The organism is Ottowia sp., from assembly GCF_035325765.1.
Taxonomy (GTDB): domain Bacteria; phylum Pseudomonadota; class Gammaproteobacteria; order Burkholderiales; family Burkholderiaceae_C; genus Ottowia.
The window spans coordinates 14,335-40,444 of the sequence record NZ_DAOKZG010000018.1 but is presented as its reverse complement, the minus strand read 5'-3'; the positions used below and the strand labels follow the sequence as shown (position 1 = coordinate 40,444).

Below are 26,110 nucleotides of genomic sequence, written 5' to 3'. Positions count from 1 at the left end.
CCAGGCGTCGCGGATGTGGTGCATGGCGCCTTGAGAAACCGGTGCTCTCAACACGATGACCGGTGACGTCGGCTGGTGCCGGCATGACGGAATGGCTGGTTGGTCATTGAACCCAAAAACGGCAGTTGGACGCGCTCGCCCAACAGCTGCAGGTGGTCGAAGCAGCGGAAGTCAAGGTTGATGCGGCTCTCGTGAAGAAGGCAAGCGGTCAACTGCCGTTTTCAGGTTGAACCTGGAAGCCGCAGCGGACCGCTTGCGGACATCTCGAAACCCGCGTGGATATTGACTTCCTCGCCTTCGCTGGCGTTCACCTGTCGGGTGAGCGCGCCATGTACCCGCCAGCACCGCGCTGCAGCCAGAGGTCGCACCCGTTCGCGCTGTCCGAAGGCGCGCAGGCGCCCTTGCGGCGGCAGCACTCACCCTTGCCTGGCGCGCCCATCACGGCACTGACGGGCGCATCCAACTGCGGTTTCCGGGTTGAAGCGCAGCGAAGTCATTTCGTCATTCTGCAAGCGATCTCGTATTACGTCTGGCCCACCGTCGCCTGGTCGCGCTCGATCAGCGTGTGCAGCGTCTGCAGCAGGGCGTCCGGCTGCACCGGCTTGAACATCACCGCCAGGCCGCTGGCGAAGGCGGCGCGCACGCGCGCCGGGTCGGTGTCGCCGGTGACCAGGATGGTCGGCACGTGCCGGCCCGCGAGGTCGCGCAGCTCGGCCGTGGCCGCGATGCCGTCCTGGGCGTCGGCCAGGCGGAAGTCGACGATGAAGGCGTCGAAGCCGTCGGCCCGCTCCTGCACGCGTGCGCGCGCCTGCTCGAGCGATTGCGTGATCGCGATGTGCGCGCAATGCGGCGCCAGCCACAGGCGGATCGCCTCGCCCACCGCCGGCTCGTCGTCCAGCAGCAGCACGCGCAGCGCGTGCCCGTCCGGCGTGGCCGCGGCACGCGCTTCCGCCATCGGTTCCAGCGCCACTTCAGGGATGGTCGGGAGCGACGCGTCCAGCGGCAGGTCGAGCCAGAACACGCTGCCGCGCGCCGGCACCGAACGCACGCCGATGCGTGCGCCCAGCAACTGGCCCAGCCGCTTGACGATCGCCAGGCCGATGCCCAGGCCACGGGCCACGTCGCGCTGCGGATTGCCGACCTGGTAGAACTCGTCGAAGATGCTGTCCAGGTGCTCAGCCGGGATGCCGCGGCCCTGGTCCCATACCGCCAGGCGCAGCCAGCCGCCGCGCAGGCGCGCGCTGACCAGGAGGGCGCGGCCCGCCGCCGAATGCTTGATCGCGTTGTCGACGAAGTTCGACAGCACGCGCAGCACCAGGTCGGGGTCGGTGACGATCACCAGCGGTCCGGTGTGAAAGCGCAGCGCCAGGCCGGCGTCGGCGGCGCGCGGCTCGAACTGCTGCGCCAGCGCCAGGAAGATCTGGTCCACCGCCACGCGGCGCGGGCTGGGCCGCACCGTGCCGGCGTCGATGCGCGAGATATCGAGCATGGCGTTGAGCAGGTCGCTTGCCGCATCGGTCGCCTGCACCACCCGGCTGGCCACCGGCTGCAGCGGGTGATCGGTCAGGTCGCGCTGCAGCGCGCGCGACAGCAGGGCCAGCGCGTGCACCGGCTGGCGCAGGTCGTGGCTGGCCGAGGCGAAGAAGCGGTTGCGTTCCTGGTTCAGCCGCTGCAGCTCGCGCGAGCGCGCCATCAACTCGGTCGCCAGCTCCTCCTTTTCCAGCTCGCTGCGCAGCGAGGCCACCTGCAACTGGTGCTGGGTCATGGCAAAGCGCGCCATCGTGACGCCGAACAGCAGGGTGGCGGCCGCCATCACCCAGCCTTGCGCGTCGCCCATCCAGGCAAAGCGCGTGGCCAGCAGCAGCGTGATCGGCGCCATCCAGGCGACGATGGCGCGCCGGCGCGGCATGATGGCCGGGATCGACGCCGCCATCATGCCGAACAGCAGCACCACCAGCACCGGTGCCTGGGCGTCGTGCCGCCCGGACGGCGGAATCAGCAGCCAGGCCGACAGCCCCCAGGCGACCGAGGCCAGCGCCAGCATCGGCACCACGTGCGCCACCGCGGGGTCGGGCTGGGCGTCCGGGTAGCGGGCGGCCGGGTAGGCGCGCGCATTGCGCCGGAAGGCCCAGGCGCGCGCCAGCTGCGCCGCGTGCACCAGCCCTGCCCAGGCCAGCACCAGCGGCGCGCGCGTGAGCGCGAGGAAGACCAGCCACAGCAGGACCGCCGCCGCGAAGGCCGCCACCTGCGTGGCTCGCCCCAGGGTGAAGAGCTGGAAGTTCAGGCGCTCGGCCAGGAACTGCTCGCGCTGGCTGGCGTGGACGGGATCCGGGGCGTGTTCGGTGACGGGCGGGTTCATCAAGGCGGTGTGGCGGTCGCGCTGTCGCGCACTGGACGGCTGCACGCGGCGGCGCGGGCACAATTTGACCATGGGAACCCTCTACCTCGTGCGCCACGGCCAGGCGAGCTTTGGTGCCGACGACTACGACCAGCTCAGTGCGCTCGGCTGGCGCCAGGCGCGGCGCCTCGGCGCCTACTGGCGCGAGCGCTTCGGCGCCGGGCTGGCGTTCGACGCCGTGCTCACCGGCACGCTGCAGCGCCAGCAGCAGACCTGGCAGGGCATTGCCGAAGGCGCCGGACTGGGCGCGCTGGAGACGCTGCTATGGCCCGGTCTCGACGAGTACGACAGCCACGCGGTGATTGCCGCGATTCACCCCGAGCCGCTGCCCAGGCCCGACACGCCGGAGTTGTATCGCCATCACTTCCGTCTGCTGCGCGACGGCCTGGCCGCGTGGATGCGCGGCGACACGCAGCCCGCGGGCATGCCGAGCTACCGCGAGTTCGTGCAGGGCGTGGTGGGCGCGCTCGACCACGTGCGCACCCATCACACGGGCAACGTGCTGCTGGTGTCCAGCGGCGGGCCGATCAGCACCGCGGTCGCGCAGGTCCTGAGTACTCCGGCCGAGACCTCGATCGAGCTGAACATGCGCTATCGCAACTCGGCCGTCACGGAGCTTGCCTTCACGCCCAGGCGCCATGTGCTGGTGAGCTACAACGCCTTGCCGCATCTGGCGGAAGCTGCCTACCGCGACTGGGTCACCTACGCCTGACCGCGCCGCGCCTGCCGGCCGCGGCCACGTGGCCGTCACAAGCCGAGATAGATGCGGCGGATGTGGTCGTCGTGCACCAGTTCATGGGCACGACCGTGGCGCGCGATGCGGCCGTTTTCCAGCACGTAGACGCGCTGCGCCACGCGCAGCGTGTTCTGGGCATCCTGTTCGGCCATCAGCACCGCGACGCCGCCGGCGGCGATCGCGCCGATGGCGTCGAAGATCTGGATCTTCAGTCGATGCGCGATGCCGACCGAGGGCTCATCCAGCAGCAGCAGGCGCGGGCGGCCCATCAGGGCGCGACCGATGGCGACGAACTGCTGCTGGCCACCCGACAGCGTCGCCACCACCTGGTCCAGCCGCTCGCGCAGGATGGGAAACAGCTCGAACACCTGGTCCAGGCCAGCCTGCACCTGTGCACGCGAACGCAGCAGGTAGGCCCCCAATTCGAGGTTCTTGCGCACCGTCAGTTCGCTGAACAGATGGCGCCCCTCGGGGCAGTGGCAGATTCCGAGGCCCACCACCTGGTGTGGTTCCAGCGCATGCAGCGACTGACCTTCCAGTCGCAGGCCGCCGCTTGAGTCCAGGGTGCGCGAGATGGCCCTGAGCAGCGTGGTCTTTCCCGCGCCGTTGGGACCGAGCACGCCCACCAGCTCGCCCGGCTCGACGTGCAGGCTGACCGACTCCAGCGCCAATGCCTTGCCGTAGGACGCTGCCAGGCCGTCGATCTCAAGCAAGGGCAAGGTCGGCCTCCGTGCGTCCGATGTAGGCTTCGATCACCTTGGGGTTGCGCACGATCTCCTCGGCACTGCCCTCGGCGATCACCTCGCCGAAGTCGAGCGCCACGACGCGCTGCACGAGCTGCATGAACTCGCGCAGCTTGTGCTCGATGATCAGGATCGTCAGGCCGCGTTCCTCATGCAGGCGGCGGATCAGCGCCGACAGCGGCTCGATCTCGCTCGAGCCGAGACCGGCAAACGGTTCGTCGAGCAGCAGCAGCTCGGGATCGGTGGCGAGTGCCCGGGCGATCTCGAGCCGGCGCTGATCGCCATAGGCCAGCAGCTCGGAGGGCAGGTGCACCCGCTGGCCGAGCCCGACGTCGTCCAGCAACCGGAGCGCTCGCTGGCGTGGCGCCTCGCCCGTGGCCAGGCCACGCGGCGAGTAGCACGGCACCATCACGTTCTCCAGCACGCTCAGACCGACGAAGGGGCGGCACAGCTGGAAGGTCCGCGCGACCCCCAGGCGCACCATCTGGGCCGGCGTCTGGCGGCTCAATTCGCGCGTCCGCAGTCGCACGCGCCCCCGGTCGGCGCGGATGAAGCCGGTCAGCAGGTTGAACAGGGTGGTCTTGCCGGCTCCGTTGGGGCCCAAGATGCCCAGGATCTCGCCGGATGCGACGTTGAACGACACCTGGTTGACCGCCACCAGGCCACCAAAGCGCTTGGTCAGTTCGTGCACCTCGAGCAGGGGAGCGGCATTCATGGCGCCACCTCGCGCTGGCCGCCCAGCCGCCGCCAAAGCGGCGCGATCAGGCCGTTGCGCAGGAAGAAGATCACCGCGATCAGCAGCAGCGAATAGACCAGCAGCCGGTACTCGCCGGCACTGCGCAGGGTCTCGCCCAGCAGCGTCAGCACCACCGCTCCGCCGGCGGCGCCGTAGATCGATCCCAGCCCGCCGATGTAGGCCATGCTGATGACCGCGATCAGCATCATCACCGACATCATCTGCGGGCTGACCTGCATCTGGTAGCTGGCGTACAGCGCGCCACCCAGCCCGGCGCAGGCGGCGCTGATCACCAGCGCCGCGATCTTGTAGAAGGTGATGTTGATGCCGGCCGCCTGGCAACTCGCCTCGTCGCCGCGGATGGCGCGCAGCAGCAGCCCCCAGCGCGAGCGCGCCAGCGCGACCAGCAGGACGCCGCAGGCCAGTGCCGTGCCCAGCGTGAGGTAGTAGAACGGTACCGGGTCGAGCAGCAGCGGCGTCAGGCCGTTGATGCCTTCCTCGCCGCCGGTGTATTCCCACAGGATCACCAGCAGGTGCTGGATGATCACTGCCGCCGCCAGCGTGGCCAGGGCGAAATAGGGCCCCTTCAGGCGCAGCGTCGGAAAGCCGATCAGCAGGCCGAAGGCGATCGCCACCGCCACCGCCACGGCCAGACCGATCCAGGGCGAGACGCCGAAATTCGTGTCCAGCCAGGCGCTGGCGTAGGCACCGGCGCCGATGAACAGCTGGTAGCCGAAATTCTCGCGCCCCGACAGCCCGGTGAAGAAATCCCAGCCCATGGCCCAGATTGCGTAGATCAGGCAGAGCGTGAACACACCCGTCAGGTAGCTGCTGCCCAGCCATGGGGCCGCCACCGCGAGCGCCAGCACGATCACGGCAAGCGCGGCTTGATGCATCGGAATGCGCATGGTGGTCCTCAGAATGCGGCGCGCCTGCCGCGCAGGCCGGCGGGGCGCAGCAGCAGCGTCAGCAGCACCGCCGCCAGGGACACGACTTCGGTCCACGATGACGAGACCCAGTAGGCCACCGCGGTCTCGGCATAACCCAGCAGGATGGCCGCCAGGATGCTGCCCGAGAGTGAGCCGAGGCCGCCCACGATGACGACCGCGAACGCCTTGATCAGCGCCGGCATCGCCATGGCGGGCGAGGCCGACAGGAAGGGCGCGGCCATGACGCCGGCCAGCGCGGCCAGCGCCGCCGCCAGTGCCACGACGCCACCGTAGGCCCGGTTGACCGGGATGCCGACGTATTGCGCTGCCAGCGGGTCTTGCGACAAGGCCAGGATGGCCGAGCCGGCGCGCGTGTGCTGGATCAGCAGCCAGAGCAGCACCAGTGTGACCAGTGCCACGGCGAAGGTGAGCAGCTGCTGCCCGCCGATGTCGACGCCCGCCAGCGTCGCCTTGGCGTGCACGAAGGCGGGCACGTTGATGACTTCGGAGCCGAAGCTCACCAGCAGCACCTGCTCGACCACCAGCAGGAAGGCAAAGGTCACCATCAGCACCGCCATCTGCACCTGGCGGTGCGGTCGGATCAGCCAGCGCTCGGTGGCCCAGCCGAGCGCAGCGGTGCAGCCGATCGCCAGCAGCGCAGCCGCCAGCAGCGGCAATCCGACCACGGTGGCGAACAGGTAGGTCAGGTAGGCCCCCAGCATGTAGAAGGCCCCGTGCGCCAGATTCAGGATGCGCGCCACGCCGAACACCAGCGTGAAACCCACCGCCAGCAGGGCGTAGATGGCGCTGGTGACGGCGCCATAGATCAGGATCTCGGTCGTCACGACGGCGTCGGCCCGATCACTTCAGGGGTTCATGGCGCCACCGCGCGCCAGCCGCCACGCAGCGCGGCACGCGCCGTCCACGGGCGCGCTCCGGGTCGGGCGCGGGCACCCGTGGCCGGAGCTGCCCCGGCCACGGAGTGCGCTCTCCTTGCAGGGGGAAGGCGCGCGGCGACACGGGGGCCTCACTGCATCCAGGGCGGGTTGATGTAGGTCCCGGTGCGCGCCGACTTGGGCCAGACGATGACGCGCTTGCCGCCCTCCTGCCATTGGACGAAGAGCAGGTTGACCAGGCCCTCGCCGCCCTTGAGGTCGTGGTTGTCGTCGAGCTGGATGCGGCCGGTGGTGGCCGGCATGTCGATCTTCTCCAGTGCCTTGATCACGGCGTCGGTATCGAGCGAGCCGGCGCGCGTCACGGCATCGGCATAGGCATGGACGGCGTCGTAGGCGCCCGATCCGGTGTAGACCGGCTCGCGCTTGTAGCGCTGCTCGAAGGCATCGAAGAAGGGCAGGGTGCGCTCCGACAGCGGCGCGCGCACGATGAAGTTGAAGGCCACCTCCGAAATGCTCTTGCCGCCGACGCGTTCGAAGAAGTCGGTGTCCTGGCTCTTCACGTCGATGCCCCCGTACGGCACGGGCACTCGTGCGTCATACCACTGCTTGGCCAGGATGTCGCTGGAAGCGTGCGACAGGATCACGATCATGTATTGCGCGCCGCTGTTCTTCACCTTCGACAGCAGGGGCGAGAAGTTGGTGGTGCCGGTGTCGAAGGTCTCGGCCAGCACGATCTCCAGGCCCTTGGCTTCGGCGTTCTTCTTCAGGAATGGCAGCAGATCCTGCACCCACTTGGCGCTTTCACCGACGATCGCGAACTTGTTCATGCCCAGCTCGTCGTGCAGGAAGCCCGTCATGTAGCCGAGCACGCCGTTGGCCAGGTGCAGCGAGTTGAGCACGCCTGTGCGGAAGATGTACTTGTTGGTCTCGTAGTCCTGCTTGACCTTGGCGGTGATCGCCGGCGAGGCGGCGCCGACCACGATGGACAGCGTCTTGGCGCGCGTGATGTGCGGCAGCTGCGCCAGCGTCACGCCCGAGGTGTAGCCGCCGATCAGCACGTCGGCCTTGTCGTCGGCGATCAGCTTCTTGATGGCGCTGATGCCTTTTTCCGGATCCTCGGTCTCGTCGGCCACCACCATGGCGAGCTGGCGACCGAGCACGCCGCCCTTGGCGTTGATTTCATCCACCGCCAGCTGGGCGCCGTCGCGGATGTCGCGCCCGGCCTGCACCTGGATCGCGGCGTTGACTCCAATCTTGATGGGCGGCTGCCCTTGCGCCTGGACCAGGCCGCCTCCAAGCAGCAGGCCGGCCAGCAGCGCCCACTGTCCAAACCGGGTGCGATGATTCATGGGGATTCTCCTCGTGGTTGTCGGCTCAGTGAAGAAACGAAGGAAACCGCGGGCGCGCCTGGACGCTCACGCGACACGGGCGCCACAGCGGGCGATTCGGGCCTGCGGCGCCGGCGTCCCGCCGCTGCCGTACTGTCGGCGGAGAGGTCGCGGCCCGAAGGGCGGGCACCGCGCCATCGTGCCGGGCTCACTGCGGCTGGAACCCGCTTTCCCGGATGATGCGTGCCCACACCTCGGTGTAGGCGCGCTCGCGCGCATCGAGCTCGGCTGGCGTCATGTAGCCCACCGTCAGCCCCATGGCGGTGAGCTGGCGGTGCACCTCGGGCCGCGCCAGCACCTTCTCGAGCGCGCGCGTGAAGCGATCGACGAACTCGGCCGGCACGCCACGGGGTGCCCAGAGGCCGTAGAACGGCGTGTCCTCCAGCCCCTTGAAGCCCAGCTCGCTGAAGGTGGCCACCTGGGGCAGCGCTGCCTGGCGCTGGCCGCCCAGCACGCCGATCATGTGCAGCTTGCCGGCGCGCTGGAACTCGATGAAATCGGGCACCGAGCCGATGCCGGCCGGGATCTGGTTGCCCAGCATGTCGGCCATCATCGGTGCGCTGCCCTTGTAGGGCACGGGCGTCAGCTGCAGCTCGTATTTGCGGGCCAGCAGTTGCACCAGGAACTCGGGCGTCGAGGCCGGCGCCGGGATGCCGATCGCCGCGTGTCCACCCTGCCCGCGCACCCAGTCGATGAACTCGGGCACGCTGCGCGCCGGCGTGCCGGGCGACACCGCCAGCCCGTTCACGAATGTCGCCAGGCCGCCCACGGCCTCGAAGTCGGTCCGGGGGGCGAAGCCCGCCTTCCTGACGACCTGCGGCAGGATCGAGATCGTGTGGTCGTGCGACAGGAACAGCGTGCTGCCGTCGGCGCGCGCTGCCTTCAGTTGCTGCGCGGCGATCTGGCCACCAGCGCCGGGGCGATTCTCTACCAGTACCGGGCGTCCCAGCTCGGCCTGCAGCGGTTCGGCCAGCAGGCGCGCGATGGCGTCCGAGCCACCGCCGGCCGGAAAGCCGACCAGCAGGTGGATCGGTGCGTCCGATTGGGCCCGGGCGGGCCCCAGAGCGCCCAGGACAGTGCCCGACAACAGGGTGGCAAGCAGGCGGCGGCGGTGCATCATGGTGGCTGGACCTCGGTGCAAGGACGGTGCCAGTGTACCGTTGTCCCCTGGGGCACGACCCGGTACCGGGGCGGGCGCATCGGTCAGCCGTGCCGCAGCGTGTGCAGCGGCAGCCGGTCGATCTCGCGCAGCGCTTCGGCCAGCGCCCGACCGGCGGCGTCGATCAACACCAGGCCGTCCTCCAGCCGGGCGGCGGCGGCGTTGCCCGCCGCGCCTTCCGAGTTCAGGTCCTGGATGGCCCAGGCGAAGCGGGCGCTTCGCCCGTTTCCCAGGATCGGAAAGTCCTGCGCGCGCTGCTCGGAACTGGAAGGGAAGTTCTTGAATTTCGCCTGCCGCACCAGGCGCGGCTTGAGCGCCAGCATCAGCGCCGTCTCGATCTGGCCCGCATGCACGCCGAAGCGCTGCTCTTCGGGCGGAAAGCGGGCCAGCGCGTCGCGACCGTCGGGTTCGGTCAACGGCAGGTTGAACCAGCTGATGCTGTAGACCAGCATGTCCAGCCGGGTCCGCAGGTCGCGCGCCACCACGTCCATCAGGCCCGTGTGGCCGCCATGCGCATTGAACAGCACCAGCTTGCGCACGCCGCTGGCGAGGACGCCTTCCGCGATGTCGGTCCACAGCCGGATCGCGGTCTCGGCCTTCAGGCTCAGGGTGCCGGCAAAGGCGCTGTGTTCGGGGCTGTAGCCGATGCGCTGCACCGGCAGGAACAGCGCCGGCAGGTCCGACGGCAGGTGGGGCAGCGCCGCGTGCACGATGCTGTGCGCGATGTTGGCGTCCACCGACAGCGGCAGGTGCGGGCCGTGCTGCTCGGTCGCCCCCAGCGGCAGGATGGCGATTGCGCGCGCCAGGTCCAGCGCCGCGAAGTCGGTCGTTGCGAGGTCCGACCATTGGCGCGTACGGGGAGGCAGGGGTGGCATCTACCGTATCATATCGTTACGTTGCGCGCCCGGCACGGGAGTGAACCGATCGCATCGGAGTGCACGAATCCGGCACGCACCGTGGCTCCCATCGCACCATGACCGAGGAACTGTTTCGCCGCGATGCCACCCTGGTTGCCTGCACGGCCCGGGTGCAGGCCGTGGACGCCCCGGGGATCGTGCTCGACCGCACCGTGTTCTACCCCCTGGGTGGTGGCCAGGCGGGCGATGCCGGCTGGCTGGAGCTGGCGGATGGCGGGTGCATCGCGATGATCGACACGCGCAAGGAAAAGGACGCGGCGGGCCAGGCCACGGGCCGGATCTGCCATCTGCCCGCGGCCGGACAGGAGGCAGTGCTGGCGCGCCTGCGGCCTGGCGATGTCGTCACGGCGCGCATCGATGGTGCGCGGCGCCAGCGCCTGATGCGCCTGCACACCGCCTCGCACCTGATGTGCCATCTGGTAGGGCGCCCGGTTGATGGCTGTTCGATCACGCCAGAGCGCTGCCGCATCGACTTCCACATGACTGAACCGCTGGAGCGGGACGCACTCAGCGCCGGCCTGGCACGCCTCGTCGCCGCAGCCCTGCCGGTCGCGGTCGGCAGCATCGCCGACGCCGAACTGGATGCCCATCCAGAGCTGGTCAAGAGCATGAGCGTGCAGCCGCCACGCGGCAGCGGCACGGTGCGCACCATCCGCATCGGCGCGCCGGGCGTCGAAGCCATCGACCTGCAACCCTGCGGTGGCACGCACGTCGCCAACACGGCCGAGATCGGCGCCGTGGTGGTGACCAGGATCGAAAAGAAGAGCGCACGCACGCGCCGGGTCGTGCTGGAGTTCGCGGGTTGAACTTCGGCCGCGATTGCGGTTCAATCCTTCTGGACTCCCCCTGAAAAATGAACATGAACACGTCGGATCCTGTCGTTCCCGCCCGCCGCGGTGCCCTGCAATGGGGTGCCGGCGCCCTGGCTGCCGTCCTGCTTGCGCCGCTGGCGCGCGCGCAGCGCCTGGCCGATGCCCATGCCGTCGAGGTCTGGAAGGACGCCAGTTGCGGCTGCTGCAACGACTGGATCGCCCACATGACGCAGCACGGCTTCGAGGTGACGGCGCACGACACCGGCAACAATGCGGTACGCGCCCGTCTCGGACTGGCCGCGAAGTACGGCTCCTGCCACACCGCCTTGGTCGGGGGCTACGTGGTCGAAGGCCACGTGCACGCCGACGATGTGCGGCGCCTGCTGCGCGAACGGCCGCAGGCGCTGGGCCTGACCGTGCCCGGCATGCCGATCGGTTCGCCTGGCATGGACGGCCCGGCCTACGGCGGCAAGCGCGACCGCTACGACACCCTGCTGGTGCTGCGCGACGGCAGCAGCCGCGTCTTCCGCCGCCACGCCTGAGCGGCGTCGCGCCTCGTGCCTGGCCGGACTCGGTCGGCGGCTTGGCGGCACGGCGCCTGGCTTGCGCTCGGGTTGTCGCTGGTCGCTGGCCGCTGCCGCGGCCTGGCTCGCGTACGATCGGTCCACGACGCAGGCGGGGCTGCTGCAACCCGATGACCCGGCCGTGCTGGCGCTGGGCGAGCGCGTCTATGGCGCGCACTGCGCGGCCTGCCATGGTGCCCGGCTCGAGGGCCAGCCGGACTGGCGCGATCGCGATGCCGAGGGCCTGCTGCCGGCACCGCCGCACGACGAGAACGGCCACACCTGGCACCACCCCGATGCACAACTGTTGGCCATCGTCAAGCTCGGCCTGCCGCAGGTCATCGGCCAGCCCGACTATCGCACCACCATGCCGGCGTACGGCGGTGTGCTGAGCGACTCCGAGATCGTCGCCGTGCTGTCCTGGATCAAGTCGCGCTGGCCGGCCGGGATCCGTGCCCGGCACGACGCCGTGAACGCCCAGGCGCGCGCGGCGCGCTGACGGCGTTCAGCGGCCTTCATCCTGGATCCGGCAGTTGGATGCGCCTGCCAGCGTTGCTGCGGGCGCGTTAGGCAAGGCGCGACAACGACGCGCACTGATGTGCGCGAGGCGGAGCAACGCCGCATGGCGTGGTCGCAGTGGCGCTGGCGGGTGTATGGCGAGCTCTCCCGACAGGTGACCGTCAACAAAGGCGAAGGGCTCGACATTTAGGGCAACGCTGAACAAGTCCCTCGCGCGCTGCGCATCCCTGCCTGCGGCGGTCTGCGGCGTTGCAAATGCTCGCAATAGCTTCGGCTATTGCTGCGCTTCGCGCCTTGCATCCCATCCCCATGCAGGGTGCGCCGCATCACGGAGACTTGTTCAGCGTCGCCTTAGGCGAGCTTCAAGACATCGCAAGCGGTCAACTGCCGGATCCAGGTGCGTACATCCAGCGGCGCGACCAGGGCAGCGTCCGGGCCGGCTGGCCGGCGCGCCGGCACAGCACCTGGAACACCGAGATCTCGTCGTTCTCGAAGGCCCACTGGCAGCCCACGAGGTACATGCGCCAGATGCGCCAGGTCTTCTCGGGCACCATGGCCTTCAGCTTGTCGGCCTTGGCCTCGAAATTGTTGCTCCAGCAACCCAGCGTGCGTGCGTAATGGCGGCGCAGGCCCTCGGCGTCGAGCGGCTCCAGGCCGCCGAGCTGCATGGTCGAGAGGATGGTGCTGATGTGCGGCAGTTCGCCGTGCGGGAAGACGTAGCGTTCGATGAAGGTGCCGCCACCGTGGCTGGTTTCGGCATTGTGCGCGTCGGTCGAGGTGATGTTGTGGTTGAGCGCCCAGCCGTCGGGGGCAAGGCGGTCGTGGATGACGCGGAAGTAGGTCTCCAGGTTCTTCAGTCCCACGTGCTCGCACATGCCGACGCTGGTGATGCGGTCGAAGGTCTCGGTGACCTCCCGGTAGTCCTGCAGCCGGATCTCGATGCGGTCCGCCAGGCCCGCGGCCTTGACCCGTTCGGTCGCCAGCGCGTGCTGGTTCTGCGACAGCGTGATGCCGACGCAGCGTGCGCCGAACTTCTCGGCCGCGCGCAGCACCAGCGCGCCCCAGCCGCAGCCGATGTCCAGCAGCCGGTCGCCCGGCTGCACGCGCGCCTTGGTCAGGATGTGGTCGAGCTTCTTCGTCTGCGCCTCGGCCAGGGTCTCGTCGCCGTTCTCGAAATAGGCGCACGAATACAGCATGCGCGGGTCCAGCCACTCCGCGTAGAAATCGTTGGAGACATCGTAGTGGTACTCGATGGCGGCGCGGTCCTGCGCCTTGGTGTGGCTGGCGGCGTCGGCGATGCCGCGCGCGATGCGGCCCATCCAGCCGGGCTTGTCATCGTCCGCGCTGCCCGATGCGGCCAGCCGGTGGGCGATCTCGATCACGTCGGGTGCGCTGCCGGTGACGTCCAGATGCCCCTCGACGTAGGCTTCGCCCAGATTGTCGAGCGAGGGATTGAGCAGCGCGGCGATGCCCTTGGCGTCGCGCGCATCGAGCGTCACGCGCGGCATGTCGAACTGCCCCAGCTTGAGTCCCGCGCCGCCCTTCCAACGCACCAGCAGTGGCAGGTCCAGCCGCTGGCGCAGGCGCTCGGCCCAGTGATCCAGATTCGCTTCCATGCTGAAAGACCGGCTCATCGACATCTCGCTCGGACTCCTTTCGTTCCCTTGGCCTGACACGCAGCCGCGCCGCCGGTCAAACCCGGAAATCCTCGCGGCCATGCAAACAGGGTCAAAATTACCATGCCTGCGGGCGTTTTGCACCATTTCCGGCCCAGGATGGCCTGCGTGGCCGGAACTCGTGGGCGGGTGCAGCATCCTATTTTGCTGGTTTCGACACGAATCCTGATGAACGTTCTGGCCCATTTGCTGCTGCGCGTGGTGGCGCTGTTCCTGCTCGCCATGGGTGCCTTGCCGCTGGCCGCCGGAGCGCAGGGCGTGGCGCAGTCGCAAATGCAGACCGACCAGGTGCGCGCGGTGCTGCTGGCCTGGGCGCCGGCTAGCGTGCCGACGGGGGAGGCCGTGCCAGACGCGACCGCGCAGGTCTGGGTGGGCCTGCAACTGACGCACCAGCCGGACTGGCACACCTACTGGAAGAATTCGGGCGATTCGGGCCTGCCGACCGAGTTGCACTGGACGCTGCCGCCGGGCGTGCTGGCGGGCGACGTCGCCTGGCCGCTGCCGAGCAAGATCTTCATTGGCGACCTGGCCAACTACGGCTACGAGGGCACCGTGCTGCTGCCGGTGCCGCTCACCATCACGCCCGAATACCAGCCCGGACCGCTGGCCGACAGCCTGGACATCGGCCTCAAGGCGAGCTGGCTGGTGTGCCGGCAGGAATGCATCCCGCAGGAGGGCGAGTTCGCGCTGAAGCTGCCGCTGCGCGGCTCCACGGCACTGCATGGGGCGGTGTTCCAGGCCGCCCTGGCGAGCCAGCCGGCGGCGCTGGATGGGGTTCAGCAGGTGCGCTTGCAACAGGATGGCCAGCGCGTGCAGGTGCGCGTCAGCGGCCTGCCGCCCGAGGCCCGGGGCGAGACGCTGGAGCTGTTCCCCGAGACGCCGAACGTGCTGTTGACGGGCGCGCGGCTCGCCGACGCGCCGACGCCGCGCAGCTGGACCCAGGCCTGGGACGGCGATGTCTGGGTGGCCGACGTGCCGGTGTCCACCGACCGTGCCGACAGCCCGCGGCGCATGCCGCTCGTGCTGACCGCGGGCACGCGCGGCTGGCGCGCCGAGGCCGAGGTCGAGGGCGAGTGGCCGGCGCTGGCGCCGCTGCCCGGCATGTCGCCGGCGCTGGAGGCGGCGCTGCAGGCCAATGCGGCAGCGGCTGCGCCGTCCGTGCGCGCGGACCGGACGCAGGTGCCGGCGGCAACCTTCGCGCTGGCCCTGCTGGGCGCGCTGGTCGGTGGCGCCATCCTCAACCTGATGCCCTGCGTGTTTCCGATCCTGGCGATCAAGGTGCTGGGCTTCACCCGTCATGGCGGCGACCGGCGCGCGCATCGGGCCAGCGGCCTGGCCTACAGCGCCGGCGTCGTGCTGTCCTTCGTGCTGCTGGGCGCGTTGATGCTGGCCTTGCGCGCGGCGGGCGAGCAACTCGGGTGGGGCTTCCAGTTGCAATCCCCGGCGGTGGTGGCGGCGCTGGCCGCGCTGTTCACGGTGATCGGCCTGAACCTGGCGGGGGTGTTCGAGTTCGGCCAGTTCCTGCCGAGCGGCGTGGCCGCGCTCGAGGCACGTCATCCCACCGTGAACGCCGCGCTTTCGGGCGTGCTGGCGGTGGCCGTGGCCTCGCCCTGCACCGCGCCCTTCATGGGGGCGTCGCTGGGTCTCGCGGTCGGCCTGCCCGCGCTGCAGGCGCTGGCGCTGTTTGCCGTGCTCGGCCTGGGCATGGCCTTGCCCTACCTCGCGGCGAGCTGGCTGCCGGCGGTGGCGCGCGCGCTGCCACGCCCGGGGGCCTGGATGGACACGTTCAAGAAATTCATGGCCTTTCCGATGTTCGGCACGGCGGTCTGGCTGCTCTGGGTGCTGGGCCAGCAAAGCGGCATCGATGGTGCAGCGGCGCTGCTGGCGCTGCTGGTGCTGCTGGCCTTTGTCCTCTGGGCGCTGGGTCTGGGCGGGCGCGCGCGCTGGTGGGTCGGCGGCGTCGCCGCCGCGCTGGCCCTGCTGCTGCTGCCCGGTCTGGCGCCGCGCGTGGTGACGCCGCTGGGCGGCGCAATCTCCGCGGTGACTGCGGCGCCCGGCGAGCGCTGGCAACCCTGGTCGGCCGGGCGCGTGCAGGCGCTGCTGGCCGATGGCAAGCCGGTGTTCGTCGACTTCACCGCCGCCTGGTGCGTGACCTGCCAGTACAACAAGAAAACCACGCTGGGCGACGAGGCGGTGCTGGCCGCCTTCGACGCCGCCGGCGTGCAGACCCTGCGCGCCGACTGGACGCGGCGCGACGCCGCCATCAGCGCCGAGCTGCAGCGGCTCGGTCGCAGCGGCGTGCCGGTCTATGTGCTGCAGGCGCCGGGCCAGGCGCCCATCGTGCTGAGCGAAATCCTGAGCGTGGGCGAAGTCAGGAATGCACTGGCGCGGCTCTGACGGCCGGCGTGGCGTGCGCACGGTGTGCCGGCCGGGCAGCTGGTGGGGGCTGTCGCTCCTGGGGCTCGCGAGCCTGGCCCCTGCGGATGCCCCGCAGCCGCCGCCTGCGCTGCACACCGTCTGCACCGCGGATCGGGCGGTGTGTGCGGAGTCCGATCCGGTGGCAGGCCGTACCACGGCGCGCGATGCCGACGGACGCACCCTCTGGACACTGCCCGGCTGGCACCGGACCCTGTTCCTTGCCGGTGACGGCCGCTCTGCCGTTGTGGCACCCGACGGCGCCAACCTGGTTCCGCTGGATGCCACCCTCGCGCGGCCGGTACTGCGCTTCTTCCACGAGGGCCGGCTGCTGCGCAGCGTGACGCTGGGCGCGCTCTACGAGGAACTCGACGCGCTGCCGCGCAGCGCGTCGCACCGGGTCTGGGCGCAGGCGATCGGCTTTGACGCGGCCGGCCGCTTCGTCGTCACCCTGGTCGACGGACGAACGGCCAGCTTCCGGCCCGACGGCCAGCGGCTGGGCAAGGACGGCCCCTGACCCCCGCTCGCGGCCGCCCCGGCCCGGCTCGTCAGTACCGATAGACCCCGCGCCCGGTCTTGCGGCCCAGATGGCCCGCAGCCACCATCTCGCGCAGCAGCGGGCAGGCGCGGTACTTGCTGTCGCCGAACTCCTTCAGGTAGACGTCCATCACCGCCAGGCACACGTCCAGACCGACCATGTCGGCCAGGGCCAGCGGACCGATCGGGTGGTTGCAGCCGAGCTTCATGCCGGCGTCGATGTCCTCGGGCGTGGCCAGGCCCTCGGCCAGCACGAAGAAGGCCTCGTTGATCATCGGCACCAGGATGCGGTTGACGACGAAGCCGGGCGCGTTCTTCACCGTGATCGGCGTCTTGCCGAGCCTGACGGCCATGGCCTTGACGGCATCGTGCGTGGCGTCCGAGGTCTGCAGGCCGCGAATGATCTCGACCAGCGCCATCATGGGCACCGGGTTGAAGAAGTGCATGCCGACGAAGCGGTCGGGCCGGCTGGTGACGGCGGCCAGTTGCGTGATCGAGATCGACGAGGTGTTGGTGGCGATGATCACCTCGGGCGCGAGCAGGCCGTCGAGCTGCCCCAGGATCTTGTTCTTCAGCTCCTGGTTCTCGGTCGCGGCCTCGATCACGAGCTGCGCGCCCTTCAGGTCGTCGTAATTCGTCGAGCCCTTGATGCGCGCCAGCGCCGCCGCCTGGTCGGCCGCGCTGATCTTGTCCTTGCTGGCGAGGCGCTCCAGGCTCTTGTGGATGGTGGCCAGGCCCTTGTCGACCGCGGCCTGCGCGATGTCGACCATCACGACGTCGATGCCCGAGACGGCGCAGGCCTGCGCGATGCCGTTGCCCATGGTGCCGGCGCCCACGATGCCGACGGTCTGGATGCTCATGGTGTTCTCCTGCTGGTGCGAAAGCGTGAAACCATGGATATTAGCGGCCGTTGCCAATCACATGGAGAAAGGCGAGGATGGACTACGTGATCGTGGGCGCCGGCTCGGCCGGCTGCGTGCTGGCGGCACGCCTGACGGAAGATCCCCAGGTGCGGGTCACGCTGCTGGAGGCGGGGCCGCCCGACAGCAGCGTGCTGATCCACTGCCCGGCGGGCCTCGCACTGCTGGCGAAGTTCGGGCGCGAGAACTGGGGCTTCCAGACCGTGCCGCAGCCGGGCCTTGCGGGCCGGCGCGGCTATCAGCCGCGCGGCAAGGTGCTGGGTGGTTCGAGCTCGGTCAACGCCATGATCTACATGCGCGGCGTACCGGGCGACTACAACGCCTGGGCCGCCGAGGGCAACGTCGGCTGGGGCTGGGACGAGGTGCTGCCCTTCTTCAAGCGCGCGGAGAACAACGAGCGCGGCGCCGATGCATGGCATGGCGCCGGCGGGCCGCTGAACGTGATGGACCTGTGCGACCCGAACCCGTTCGCCCAGGCCTTCGTCGAGGCGGGGGTGCAGGCCGGCCATGTGCACAACCGCGACTTCAACGGCGCCGAACAGGAAGGCGTGGGTCTCTACCAGGTCACGCACAAGGGCGGCGAGCGCTGCTCGGCCGCGAAGGCCTATCTCACGCCCAATCTGTCGCGCCCGAACCTGCGCGTGCTGACGGGTGTGCATGTCACGCGCGTGCTGCTCGAGCACGGTCGCGCCGTGGGCGTGGCCTATCTGGAAGGCGGCGCGGAAAGGACGCTGCGCGCCGAGCGCGAGGTGATCCTGTCGGCCGGCGCCTTCCAGTCGCCCCAGCTGCTGATGCTCTCGGGCATCGGCCCGGCCGGGCATCTGCGCGAACATGGCATCGCGGTGCAGCACGAGCTGCCCGGCGTCGGCCTGCACCTGCACGACCACCCCGACGTGGTGCAGGTCTGGAACGTTCCTGGCGCGCACGAACTGTTCGGCCTGTCGCCGACCGGCGCCTGGCGCACGGTGGGCGACATCCGGCGGTGGCGCGAGGCCCGGCGCGGGCCGATGACCAGCAACTTTGCCGAGGCCGGGGGCTTTCTCAAGAGCGATCCGGCCGAGTCGCTGCCCGACCTGCAGTTGCACTTCGTGGTCGGCAAGCTGGTGGACCACGGCCGCGCCACGGTGTTCGGCCACGGCTTTTCCTGCCACGTCTGCGTGCTGCGGCCCAGGAGCCGCGGCAGCGTGCGCCTGGCCAGCAGCGACCCGCTCGCGGCGCCGCTGATCGACCCGGCCTTCCTGCAGGAGCCGGACGACCTGCGGCGCCTGGTGCGGGGCTTTCGGCTGATGCGCGATCTGCTGCAACAGCCGGCGCTGGCGCGGCGTGGCGGACGCGAGCAGTCTGCCGGGGCCCGCAGCGACGCCGAGATCGAGACCTTCATCCGCCAGCACGCCGACACCATCTACCACCCGGTCGGTTCCTGCCGCATGGGCAGCGGGCCGCTCGACGTGGTGGATGCGCGCCTGCGCGTGCGCGGCGTCGAGGGCTTGCGCGTCGTCGACGCCTCGGTCATGCCCAGGGTGGTCGGGGGCAACACCAACGCGCCGGTGATCATGATCGCCGAACGCGTGGCGCACTGGATCCGCAAGGGACCTTCCGCATCGTCGAATGCGACCGCTTCTGCGTCGGGCGGGGCCGCAGCAGGCGTCAGCGCCGGAAGCGCTGGCGCGTGAAGGCCAGCGCTACCCACAGGCCGACGCTGGCGTAGGCCGCCAGGATCGCCAGGTTGCGCCACGGCTCGGCCGGCCACTGCTCCAGGAACAGCGGGCGCACCAGCTCCACCGCCGCGGTGAGCGGCAGCCAGTCGGTGATGACCTGGGCGAAGGCGGGCAGCTGCTCGCGCGGGAAGAACACGCCCGAGACGAACATCATGGGCGAGAGGAACACCGCGAAGTAGTAGGTGAAGAAGTCGTAGCCGCTGGCCTTGGCGTTGAATACCAGCGCCAGGCTGGCAAAGGTGACGCCGGTGGCCAGCAGGATCGGCAGCGCCAGCAGGGTGCGCGGCGACTGCGTGATGCCCAGGGCCCAGATCACCGCCAGGATCACGGTGGCCGAGAACAGCGCCTTGAAGCCGGCCCACAGCATCTCGGCCAGCACCACGTCGTCGAGCTGCACGGGGGTGTTGAGGATGCCGTCCCAGGTCTTCTGCACGTGCATGCGCGAGAAGGCCGAATACAGGGCCTCGAAGCTGGCCGCGTTCATCGCGCTCATGCAGACCGAGCCACTGGCCAGGAACAGGATGTAGGGCATCTGCACCCCGTGCGCGCTGACCTCGCCGATCATCGAGCCCAGGCCGTAGCCGAAGGCCACCAGCCACAGGAGCGGCTCGCCGATGTTGGCCAGCAGGCTGGGCAGCGCCAGCTTGCGCCAGACGCGCAGGTTGCGCGCGAACACCGGCCACCAGCGCAGCGAGACGCGCGGCGGGGCCCAGGTGGAGGGTGCGGCAGAGGTCATGGTCTGGCGCCAATTGTGCCGGGCGTGCTCCGCGCGCCGCGGTTCCAGTGGTCGCAGAGCTGGTCATGCGGGGGCGCCCGTGGCCCCGCTTTGCTGGGCCTCGTGCGTCTCCCCTCAGGGGGGAAGACCCGCAGCGGCTCAGTGGGGAGCGTCATCCTTCCTCGCGGATCTGGCGCCCGGTCAGCTTGAGGAACAGATCCTCCAGATTGGCGGGTCGGTGCAGGGTGCGCAGCTCGGGGTGCGCCTGCAGCGCATCCAGCAGCGCCTGCGCGCGCCGGGTGTAGAAGAACACCGTCTCGCCGCTGGTCTCGACGCGCTCGGCGTAGGCCGCCAGGGGCGAGCCGGCCAGCGCCAGCGCGCCCTGACCGTAGACCTCGACCACCTCGGGCTCCAGGTGCTCGGCAATCAGGGCACGTGGCGCCCCCTCGGCGATCTTGCGGCCGTGGTCGATCACCAGCAGGCGCTGGCACAGGCGCTCGGCCTCGTCCATGAAGTGGGTGGTCAGCAGGATCGCCTTGCCCGCCTGCAGCAATAGCTGCAGCCGTTCCCACATCAGGTGGCGCGCCTGTGGGTCCAGGCCGGTGGTGGGTTCGTCCAGCAGCAGCAGGTCGGGGTTGTTGATGAGCGCGCGCGCCAGCGACAGGCGCCGGCGCATGCCGCCCGACAGCTCGGATGGCCGCGCGCGCGCCTTGTGCGCCAGCGCGGCAAATTCCAGCAATTGCGGCACGCGCTGGGCCAGCACCGCGCGCGGCAGCCCGAAGTAGCGCCCGAACACGAACAGGTTCTCGCCGCAGTCGAAGTCCGGATCCAGCGAATCGAACTGCGACACCACGCCCAGGCGGGCCTTGATGGCGAGTGCGTCGCGCGGCATTTCCAGCGCCGTGCCGTCCGGCCGCGCGAAGTAGCGGATGCTGCCGGCATCCGGCGCTGTCAGGCCCAGGCACAGGCGAATGGTGGTGGTCTTGCCGGCACCGTTCGGCCCGATCACGCCCAGGCACTCGCCTGGCGCGATGGCGAGCGACACACCGTCGACGACGCGCGTGCCACCGTAGGTCTTGACCAGGTCGCGCGCGTCGAGCAGGGGCGGTGCACTCATGGGGTTGCCATTGTGCCGGCCCGACGCCCCGGCTGCGCGCCGATGTCGATTGCCGCGACAATCGGGGTCACGCGTCCATTTCCAAGCCATGACCGCCTACGTCTTTGACCCCGCCCCGCAAGCCGCCGCGTCCGTGCGCGGCAGCGCGCAGCGTTACGCCGTGCAGCGCATCTTCTGTGTCGGTCGTAATTACGCGGCGCATGCGCGCGAGATGGGCGGTGACCCGGAGCGCGAACCGCCATTCTTCTTCAACAAGACACCGGCACACCTTGTGTCCAGCGGCGTGACCCTGCCCTATGCACTCGAGACGCGGGACCTGCAACATGAAATCGAGCTGGTGGTCGCGCTGGGCCAGCCGGCATTTCGCGTCACGCCCGAGCAGGCGCAGGACTGTGTCTGGGCCTACGCCTGCGGCCTCGACATGACGCGGCGCGACCTGCAGGGCGCGGCCAAGAAAAAGGGGCAGCCCTGGGCCTTTGGCAAGGACTTCGAGGGCGCCGCCGTGCTGGGTGAACTGGTGCCGGCCCACCAGATCGGCCATCCGGCGCGTGGCGCGATCGAGCTGGCTGTCAACGGCACGCGTCGCCAGCACGGCGACCTGGCCGACATGGTCTGGCGCGTGGCCGAGGTGGTGGCCCGGCTATCGCGCTACTACCACCTGGGGCCCGGCGACCTGATCTACACCGGGACGCCCGAGGGCGTGGGGCCCGTGCAGCCGGGCGATCGGCTGACGGGCCGCATCGAGGGCGTCGGCGAGATCGAGCTCGCCATCGGCCAGTCGCAATGAAGGAGGCGCCGGTGTCCGTCCCGCTGGCAGAGCGCCTGGCCGTCGGCGCCCAGTACCTGCTGCCCAAGCGCCTGCTCACCGAGCTGGCGGGCCTGGCTGCGGGCGCCCAGCTGGGCGGGCTGACGCACGCGGCGATCCGGCGTTTCGTGGCGCGCTACGGCGTCGACATGAGCGAGGCGGCCGAGCCGCGCGTCGAGGGCTATGCCAGCTTCAACGACTTCTTCACGCGCGCGCTCAAGCCGGGTGTGCGACCCCTGGCGCGCACCGACTACGTGTGCCCGGTGGACGGGGCCATCAGCCAGTTCGGCGCCATCGAGCAGGGCCAGCTGTTCCAGGCCAAGGGCCACGTCTACAGCGCCGTGGCCCTGCTGGGTGACGACCTGCGGCTGGCGCGCGAGTTCGAGCACGGCCAGTTCGCCACGCTCTACCTGAGCCCGCGCGACTACCACCGCATCCACATGCCGTGCGGCGGCCGGCTCGAGAGCATGGTGCACGTGCCGGGCGAACTGTTCTCGGTCAACCCGACCACGGTGCGCGGGGTGCCTGGCCTGTTCGCGCGCAACGAACGCGTGGTCTGCGCCTTCGACACGCCGCGTGGGCCGCTCGCCATGGTATTGGTGGGCGCCACCATCGTCGGCAGCATCGCCACCGTGTGGCACGGCGTGGTCAACCCGCCGCGGCCGGGCAGCGTGCGCCGCTTCGAATACCGTGGCCAGGAAATCGACCTGGACAAGGGCGCCGAGATGGGGCGCTTCCTGCTGGGCTCCACCGTGGTCCTGCTGTGGCCGCGCGGCACGCTGAAGTTCAACCCGGACTGGGAGCCGGGTGGCGCCGTGCGCGTGGGCGAGGCGCTCGGGCGCGCGCTGGGCTGAAATGACATCCCCCCTATGTCGCTGCGCTCCTTCACCCCGAGGGGGACGCACCCGGCCTGACCAAGCAGGGAGACCCTGGTCACGGGTGCCCCGCATGGCCTGCTCCGCGGCCGTTCGACCTCGGAGTTTCATGCGTCGCGGATCACGAAGCGCGGTGGAGCAGCTGAAATGAAAGGTGGGTCATGAACGCAGAGACGCCTGACGCGAGCGCACTGCAGCCGCTGCAGCTTGACGTGGTGTCGGTGCAGTCGCAGGTGGTGTACGGACGCGTGGGCAACAACGTCGCGCTGGCCGCGTTCCAGCGCCATGGGCTGACGGCGGCGGCCGTGCCCACGGTGCTGCTCAGCAACACGCCGCACTATCCGACGCTGCACGGTGGGCCGCCGCCGGACGAGTGGTTTGCCGGCTGGCTGGAGGATCTGGTGGCGCGCGACTGCCTGCGCCGGCTGCGCCTGGTGCAACTGGGCTACCTGGGCCGCGCGGCGCAGGCGCAAGTGCTGGGGCGCTGGATCGCGGCGCGGCGCGCGGCGCTGCCGGATCTGAACGTGCTGATCGACCCGGTGATTGGCGACGCGGACGTGGGCGTCTACGTCGATCCGGCGCTGGTGCAGGCCTACCGGGAAGAGCTGCTGGGGCTGGCGACGGGGTTGCTGCCCAACAGCTTCGAGCTCGGCACGCTGACCGGTGCGCCGGTGCAGACGCTGGAGCAGGTGCTGGCCGCGGCACGCGGGCTGCTGCAGGGTCGCACCCGCTGGGTCGTGGTGACCAGCGCCGCCCCGCGAGAGTGGCCACGCGGCCGCATGCGCGTGGCGGTGGTCAGTGCCCATGAAACACAGGTGATCGAGCACGAGCGCGTCGACGCCGCGCCCAAGGGCACGGGCGACCTGTTCAGTGCCACGCTGGGCGCACGCCTGCTGGCGGGGGCCTCGCTGGCCGAGGCGGCACAGGCCGCCTGCGACGCGGTCGTCGCAGCCGTTGCGCTGACGCACCGCGCGGGTTGCGCCGAGCTGCTGCTGCCCGCCTGAAGCTGCCGCGCCGCGGCGTCCCAGATCCTTCCAGCACCCCGGCGCTTCGCATCGGGGGGCGTTGTGGCGGACCCGCGCCGGACCCGATCGTGTCCCGCGCGAGGTGCTGCCGCCTACCCCGGTGCGGGGTGGCTGGGCCAGCTTCCTGCGCAGCCGCTGGGGGGCATCGGGAAATCCCGGACGATTTTTACAAAGCATACGCTTGAATTAATTAAGGCGATGGATTATTCTTCGGCCATGACCGAATCGTCCACCGCAGCCCACGCCGCCTCGCCTCCGCCGGCGCGGCGCGGACGGCCGCGCAAGACACTGCAGGAGCGCGAGGAGAGCGAGCGCCGTGCCGAGCTGCTGCAGGCGGCGGCACGGCTGTTCCGCAGCCAGGGCTACGACGCCACCAGCACGCGCGACATCGCCGCAGCGGCGGGCATGCAGAGCGGCTCGCCGTTCTACTATTTCGAGAGCAAGGGTGCCATGCTCCACGCCGTCATGCAGGCGGGAATGGCAGCGGTTTCGGAAAGCCAGGCGCTGCTCCTGCGCCAGCTCGGCCGGCGCGCCACGGGGCTGGAGCGGCTGCGCGCGCTGGTCCGCCACCATCTGGCCGTGGTCGTGGGGCCGGACAGCCACTTCATCCCGGTCATGCTCTACGAGTGGCGCGCCCTCACGCCCGAGCAGCGGCGCGACGTGGCGAAGCAGAAGGATGCCTACGAGGCCGCCTGGATGCCGGCCCTGCGTCGCCTGCACCGCGACGGCCAGCTCAGGGCCCGGCCCGAGGTTGCGCGCCTGCTGATCTTCGGTGCGCTCAACTGGGCCGCGCAATGGTTCAACCCCCAGGGGCCGCTGACCCTGGACGAGCTGACCGAGCAGGCGCTGCGCCTGTTCGTCCATCAACCCTGACATACCCATGATCCCATTCGAATCCGGCTGGAACACCGGCAACCCCCAGGCCGAGGCGCGACGTGCCCACATGCTGGAGCGCATCGCGTGCTGGCGCGCGCTGGAGCAGCGCACCGAGGCCAAGTCCGGCGCGGCGGCGGCGCGCTTTGCCAAGCGCGGGCAGCTGCTGCCGCGCGAGCGCGTGGCGCTGCTGCTGGACCGCGGCGCGCCCTGGCTGCCGCTGGCGTCGCTGGCGGGCTACCTGCGCGACGTGCCCGATCCGGAAAAATCCGTGCCCGGCGGCGGGCTGGTCGCGGGCATCGGTTTCGTCGCGGGCACACGCTGCATGGTGGTGGCAAGCGACTCCGGGATCGATGCCGGGGCCATCCAGCCAGGCGGCCTGGACAAGATGCTGCGCGTGCAGGAGATCGCGCTGGCCGAGCGCCTGCCATTCCTGCACCTGGTCGAGAGTGCCGGCGCCGACCTGATGCGCTACCGCGTCGAGGGCTTCGTGATTGGCGGTTCGCTCTTTCGCAACCTCGCGCGGCTCTCGGCCGCCGGCATCCCGGTGATCACGGTGCAGCACGGATCCGGCACGGCGGGCGGCGCCTACATGCCGGGCCTGTCCGACATCGTGATCATGGTCGAGGGCCGCTCGCGCGCCTTCCTGGCCGGCCCGCCGCTGCTCAAGGCCGCCACCGGCGAGATCGCCACCGAGGAGGAGCTGGGCGGCGCGCTGATGCACACCACGGTCTCGGGCCTGGGCGAATTCCTGGCGCGCGACGACCGCGAGGCGCTCGGCATCGCGCGCCGCGTGGTGGCGCAGCTGCAGTGGGACCGTGCGCGCCCGGGCCGCGCTGCCTTTGCCGAGCCACCCTGGCCGGCCGAGGAGCTGCTGACGCTGATGCCGGTGCACCACCGCGAGCCGGTGGACATGCGCGAGGTGGCGGTGCGCCTGGTCGATGGCGGCGAGCTGCTGGAGTTCAAGGCCGGCTACGGCAGCGCGACGGTGTGCGCGCAGGCAGCGATCCACGGGCACGCCATCGGCATCATCACCAACAACGGCCCGATCGACAACGCGGGCGCCAACAAGGCCACGCACTTCATCCAGTGGATGTGCCAGCTTGGCCACCCCATCATCTATCTGCAGAACACCACCGGCTACATGGTCGGCAAGGACGTCGAGCAGGCCGGCATGATCAAGCACGGCAGCAAGATGATCCAGGCCGTCACCAACGCCACTGTGCCGCAGCTCACGATCCAGTGCGGCGCCAGCTTTGGTGCCGGCAACTACGGCATGTGCGGGCGCGGCTTCGCGCCGCGCTTCCTGTTCTCATGGCCCTGCGCGACCACGGCGGTGATGGGCGGCGAGCAGGCCGCCGGCACCATGCGCATGGTGACCGAGGCGGCGCTGCGGCGCAAGGGCGTGGAGCCCGACCCGGCCAAGATGCAGCAGCAGTTCGACGCCGTGGTCGCCATGTTCGAGCGCCAGCAGGATGCCTTCACCACCAGCGGCCTGCTGCTGGACGACGGTGTCATCGACCCGCGCGACACGCGCGCGGTGCTGGCGTTCTGCCTCGACACCCTGGCCGAAGGCGCGGCACGCACCATGCGGCCGATGCAGTTCGGGGTGGCGAGGATGTGAGGCGCTTGAACGGC

The 26,110-nt window shown here is 70.2% G+C and carries 24 protein-coding genes; 12 read left to right on the top strand and 12 right to left on the bottom strand.

The features are described from left to right. Positions 1–523: 523 nt before the first annotated feature. Positions 524–2,359, bottom strand: a complete 1,836-nt coding sequence (locus PKA16_RS08115; protein WP_324402125.1) for a hybrid sensor histidine kinase/response regulator — start codon at positions 2,357–2,359, stop codon at positions 524–526. A 70-nt stretch (positions 2,360–2,429) separates the two neighbouring features. On the opposite strand from PKA16_RS08115, the gene PKA16_RS08110 reads away from it, so the two are divergent. Continuing rightward, positions 2,430–3,110: a histidine phosphatase family protein gene (locus tag PKA16_RS08110; RefSeq protein ID WP_324402123.1), complete on the top strand. Its 681-nt coding sequence runs from the start codon at positions 2,430–2,432 to the stop codon at positions 3,108–3,110. Positions 3,111–3,145: 35 nt separating this feature from the next. Here the strand turns inward: PKA16_RS08110 and PKA16_RS08105 are convergent, their stop codons facing one another. From PKA16_RS08105 to PKA16_RS08075, 7 genes are all read right to left on the bottom strand, one after another. Beyond that, the gene (locus PKA16_RS08105; RefSeq protein ID WP_324402121.1) at positions 3,146–3,853 is read right to left on the bottom strand and encodes an ABC transporter ATP-binding protein; all 708 of its coding nucleotides are present in this window, start codon (positions 3,851–3,853) and stop codon (positions 3,146–3,148) included. Further along, positions 3,840–4,592: an ABC transporter ATP-binding protein gene (locus tag PKA16_RS08100; protein WP_324402119.1), complete on the bottom strand. Its 753-nt coding sequence runs from the start codon at positions 4,590–4,592 to the stop codon at positions 3,840–3,842. Before PKA16_RS08100 ends, PKA16_RS08105 begins: the two co-directional genes overlap by 14 nt. Next, positions 4,589–5,509, bottom strand: coding sequence for a branched-chain amino acid ABC transporter permease (locus PKA16_RS08095; RefSeq protein ID WP_324402117.1), 921 nt, complete (start codon positions 5,507–5,509; stop codon positions 4,589–4,591). The genes PKA16_RS08100 and PKA16_RS08095 overlap by 4 nt, the downstream gene beginning before the upstream one ends. 20 nt (positions 5,510–5,529) lie before the next feature. Further along, on the bottom strand, positions 5,530–6,387 hold the full coding sequence (locus PKA16_RS08090) for a branched-chain amino acid ABC transporter permease (RefSeq protein ID WP_324402115.1): 858 nt from the start codon (positions 6,385–6,387) through the stop codon (positions 5,530–5,532). 182 nt (positions 6,388–6,569) lie between these two features. After that, on the bottom strand, positions 6,570–7,787 hold the full coding sequence (locus PKA16_RS08085) for an ABC transporter substrate-binding protein (protein ID WP_324402113.1): 1,218 nt from the start codon (positions 7,785–7,787) through the stop codon (positions 6,570–6,572). A 187-nt stretch (positions 7,788–7,974) separates the two neighbouring features. Continuing rightward, positions 7,975–8,946, bottom strand: coding sequence for a Bug family tripartite tricarboxylate transporter substrate binding protein (locus tag PKA16_RS08080; RefSeq protein ID WP_324402111.1), 972 nt, complete (start codon positions 8,944–8,946; stop codon positions 7,975–7,977). Between the two features lie 83 nt (positions 8,947–9,029). Further along, the gene (locus PKA16_RS08075) at positions 9,030–9,860 is read right to left on the bottom strand and encodes a creatininase family protein (RefSeq protein WP_324402109.1); all 831 of its coding nucleotides are present in this window, start codon (positions 9,858–9,860) and stop codon (positions 9,030–9,032) included. 98 nt (positions 9,861–9,958) lie between these two features. Here PKA16_RS08075 and PKA16_RS08070 point away from each other — a divergent pair, with 98 nt between their 5' ends. The 3 genes from PKA16_RS08070 (at position 9,959) to PKA16_RS08060 (ending at position 11,776) form a co-directional block, all read left to right on the top strand. Next, positions 9,959–10,708: an alanyl-tRNA editing protein gene (locus PKA16_RS08070; RefSeq protein WP_324402107.1), complete on the top strand. Its 750-nt coding sequence runs from the start codon at positions 9,959–9,961 to the stop codon at positions 10,706–10,708. Positions 10,709–10,761: 53 nt separating this feature from the next. After that, on the top strand, positions 10,762–11,256 hold the full coding sequence (locus PKA16_RS08065; RefSeq protein WP_324402105.1) for a DUF411 domain-containing protein: 495 nt from the start codon (positions 10,762–10,764) through the stop codon (positions 11,254–11,256). Positions 11,257–11,395: 139 nt separating this feature from the next. After that, complete coding sequence (locus PKA16_RS08060) at positions 11,396–11,776, top strand: c-type cytochrome (protein ID WP_324402170.1); 381 nt, start codon at positions 11,396–11,398, stop codon at positions 11,774–11,776. Between the two features lie 400 nt (positions 11,777–12,176). On the opposite strand, the gene PKA16_RS08055 is transcribed toward PKA16_RS08060, so the two are convergent. Then, positions 12,177–13,412, bottom strand: a complete 1,236-nt coding sequence (locus tag PKA16_RS08055) for a cyclopropane-fatty-acyl-phospholipid synthase family protein (RefSeq protein ID WP_324402103.1) — start codon at positions 13,410–13,412, stop codon at positions 12,177–12,179. A 228-nt stretch (positions 13,413–13,640) separates the two neighbouring features. Here PKA16_RS08055 and PKA16_RS08050 point away from each other — a divergent pair, with 228 nt between their 5' ends. Continuing rightward, on the top strand, positions 13,641–15,869 hold the full coding sequence (locus PKA16_RS08050; protein WP_324402101.1) for a thioredoxin family protein: 2,229 nt from the start codon (positions 13,641–13,643) through the stop codon (positions 15,867–15,869). Further along, positions 15,850–16,404 (top strand): hypothetical protein, encoded by a 555-nt coding sequence (locus PKA16_RS08045; RefSeq protein ID WP_324402099.1) that lies wholly within the window; start codon positions 15,850–15,852, stop codon positions 16,402–16,404. The genes PKA16_RS08050 and PKA16_RS08045 overlap by 20 nt, the downstream gene beginning before the upstream one ends. Before the next feature lie 31 nt (positions 16,405–16,435). Here the strand turns inward: PKA16_RS08045 and PKA16_RS08040 are convergent, their stop codons facing one another. Further along, entirely contained in the window at positions 16,436–17,284 is an 849-nt protein-coding gene (locus tag PKA16_RS08040) for a 3-hydroxybutyryl-CoA dehydrogenase (RefSeq protein WP_324402097.1), read from the bottom strand. A 77-nt stretch (positions 17,285–17,361) separates the two neighbouring features. On the opposite strand from PKA16_RS08040, the gene PKA16_RS08035 reads away from it, so the two are divergent. Continuing rightward, on the top strand, positions 17,362–19,017 hold the full coding sequence (locus tag PKA16_RS08035; RefSeq protein WP_324402095.1) for a choline dehydrogenase: 1,656 nt from the start codon (positions 17,362–17,364) through the stop codon (positions 19,015–19,017). On the opposite strand, the gene PKA16_RS08030 is transcribed toward PKA16_RS08035, so the two are convergent. Both PKA16_RS08030 and PKA16_RS08025 read right to left on the bottom strand, forming a co-directional pair. Next, positions 18,992–19,798: an ABC transporter permease gene (locus PKA16_RS08030; RefSeq protein ID WP_324402093.1), complete on the bottom strand. Its 807-nt coding sequence runs from the start codon at positions 19,796–19,798 to the stop codon at positions 18,992–18,994. The two genes, PKA16_RS08035 and PKA16_RS08030, sit on opposite strands and share 26 nt — an antisense overlap. Before the next feature lie 151 nt (positions 19,799–19,949). Next, positions 19,950–20,894, bottom strand: coding sequence for an ATP-binding cassette domain-containing protein (locus PKA16_RS08025; RefSeq protein WP_324402091.1), 945 nt, complete (start codon positions 20,892–20,894; stop codon positions 19,950–19,952). An 88-nt stretch (positions 20,895–20,982) separates the two neighbouring features. Here PKA16_RS08025 and PKA16_RS08020 point away from each other — a divergent pair, with 88 nt between their 5' ends. From PKA16_RS08020 to PKA16_RS08000, 5 genes are all read left to right on the top strand, one after another. Then, complete coding sequence (locus PKA16_RS08020; protein ID WP_324402089.1) at positions 20,983–21,681, top strand: fumarylacetoacetate hydrolase family protein; 699 nt, start codon at positions 20,983–20,985, stop codon at positions 21,679–21,681. 23 nt (positions 21,682–21,704) lie between these two features. After that, positions 21,705–22,553, top strand: coding sequence for an archaetidylserine decarboxylase (gene asd, locus PKA16_RS08015; RefSeq protein ID WP_324402168.1), 849 nt, complete (start codon positions 21,705–21,707; stop codon positions 22,551–22,553). A 182-nt stretch (positions 22,554–22,735) separates the two neighbouring features. Continuing rightward, complete coding sequence (gene pdxK / locus PKA16_RS08010) at positions 22,736–23,578, top strand: pyridoxine/pyridoxal/pyridoxamine kinase (RefSeq protein ID WP_324402087.1); 843 nt, start codon at positions 22,736–22,738, stop codon at positions 23,576–23,578. A 237-nt stretch (positions 23,579–23,815) separates the two neighbouring features. Beyond that, the gene (locus tag PKA16_RS08005) at positions 23,816–24,472 is read left to right on the top strand and encodes a TetR/AcrR family transcriptional regulator (RefSeq protein WP_324402085.1); all 657 of its coding nucleotides are present in this window, start codon (positions 23,816–23,818) and stop codon (positions 24,470–24,472) included. Between the two features lie 7 nt (positions 24,473–24,479). After that, positions 24,480–26,096, top strand: a complete 1,617-nt coding sequence (locus PKA16_RS08000) for a carboxyl transferase domain-containing protein (protein WP_324402084.1) — start codon at positions 24,480–24,482, stop codon at positions 26,094–26,096. Positions 26,097–26,110 lie beyond the last annotated feature (14 nt).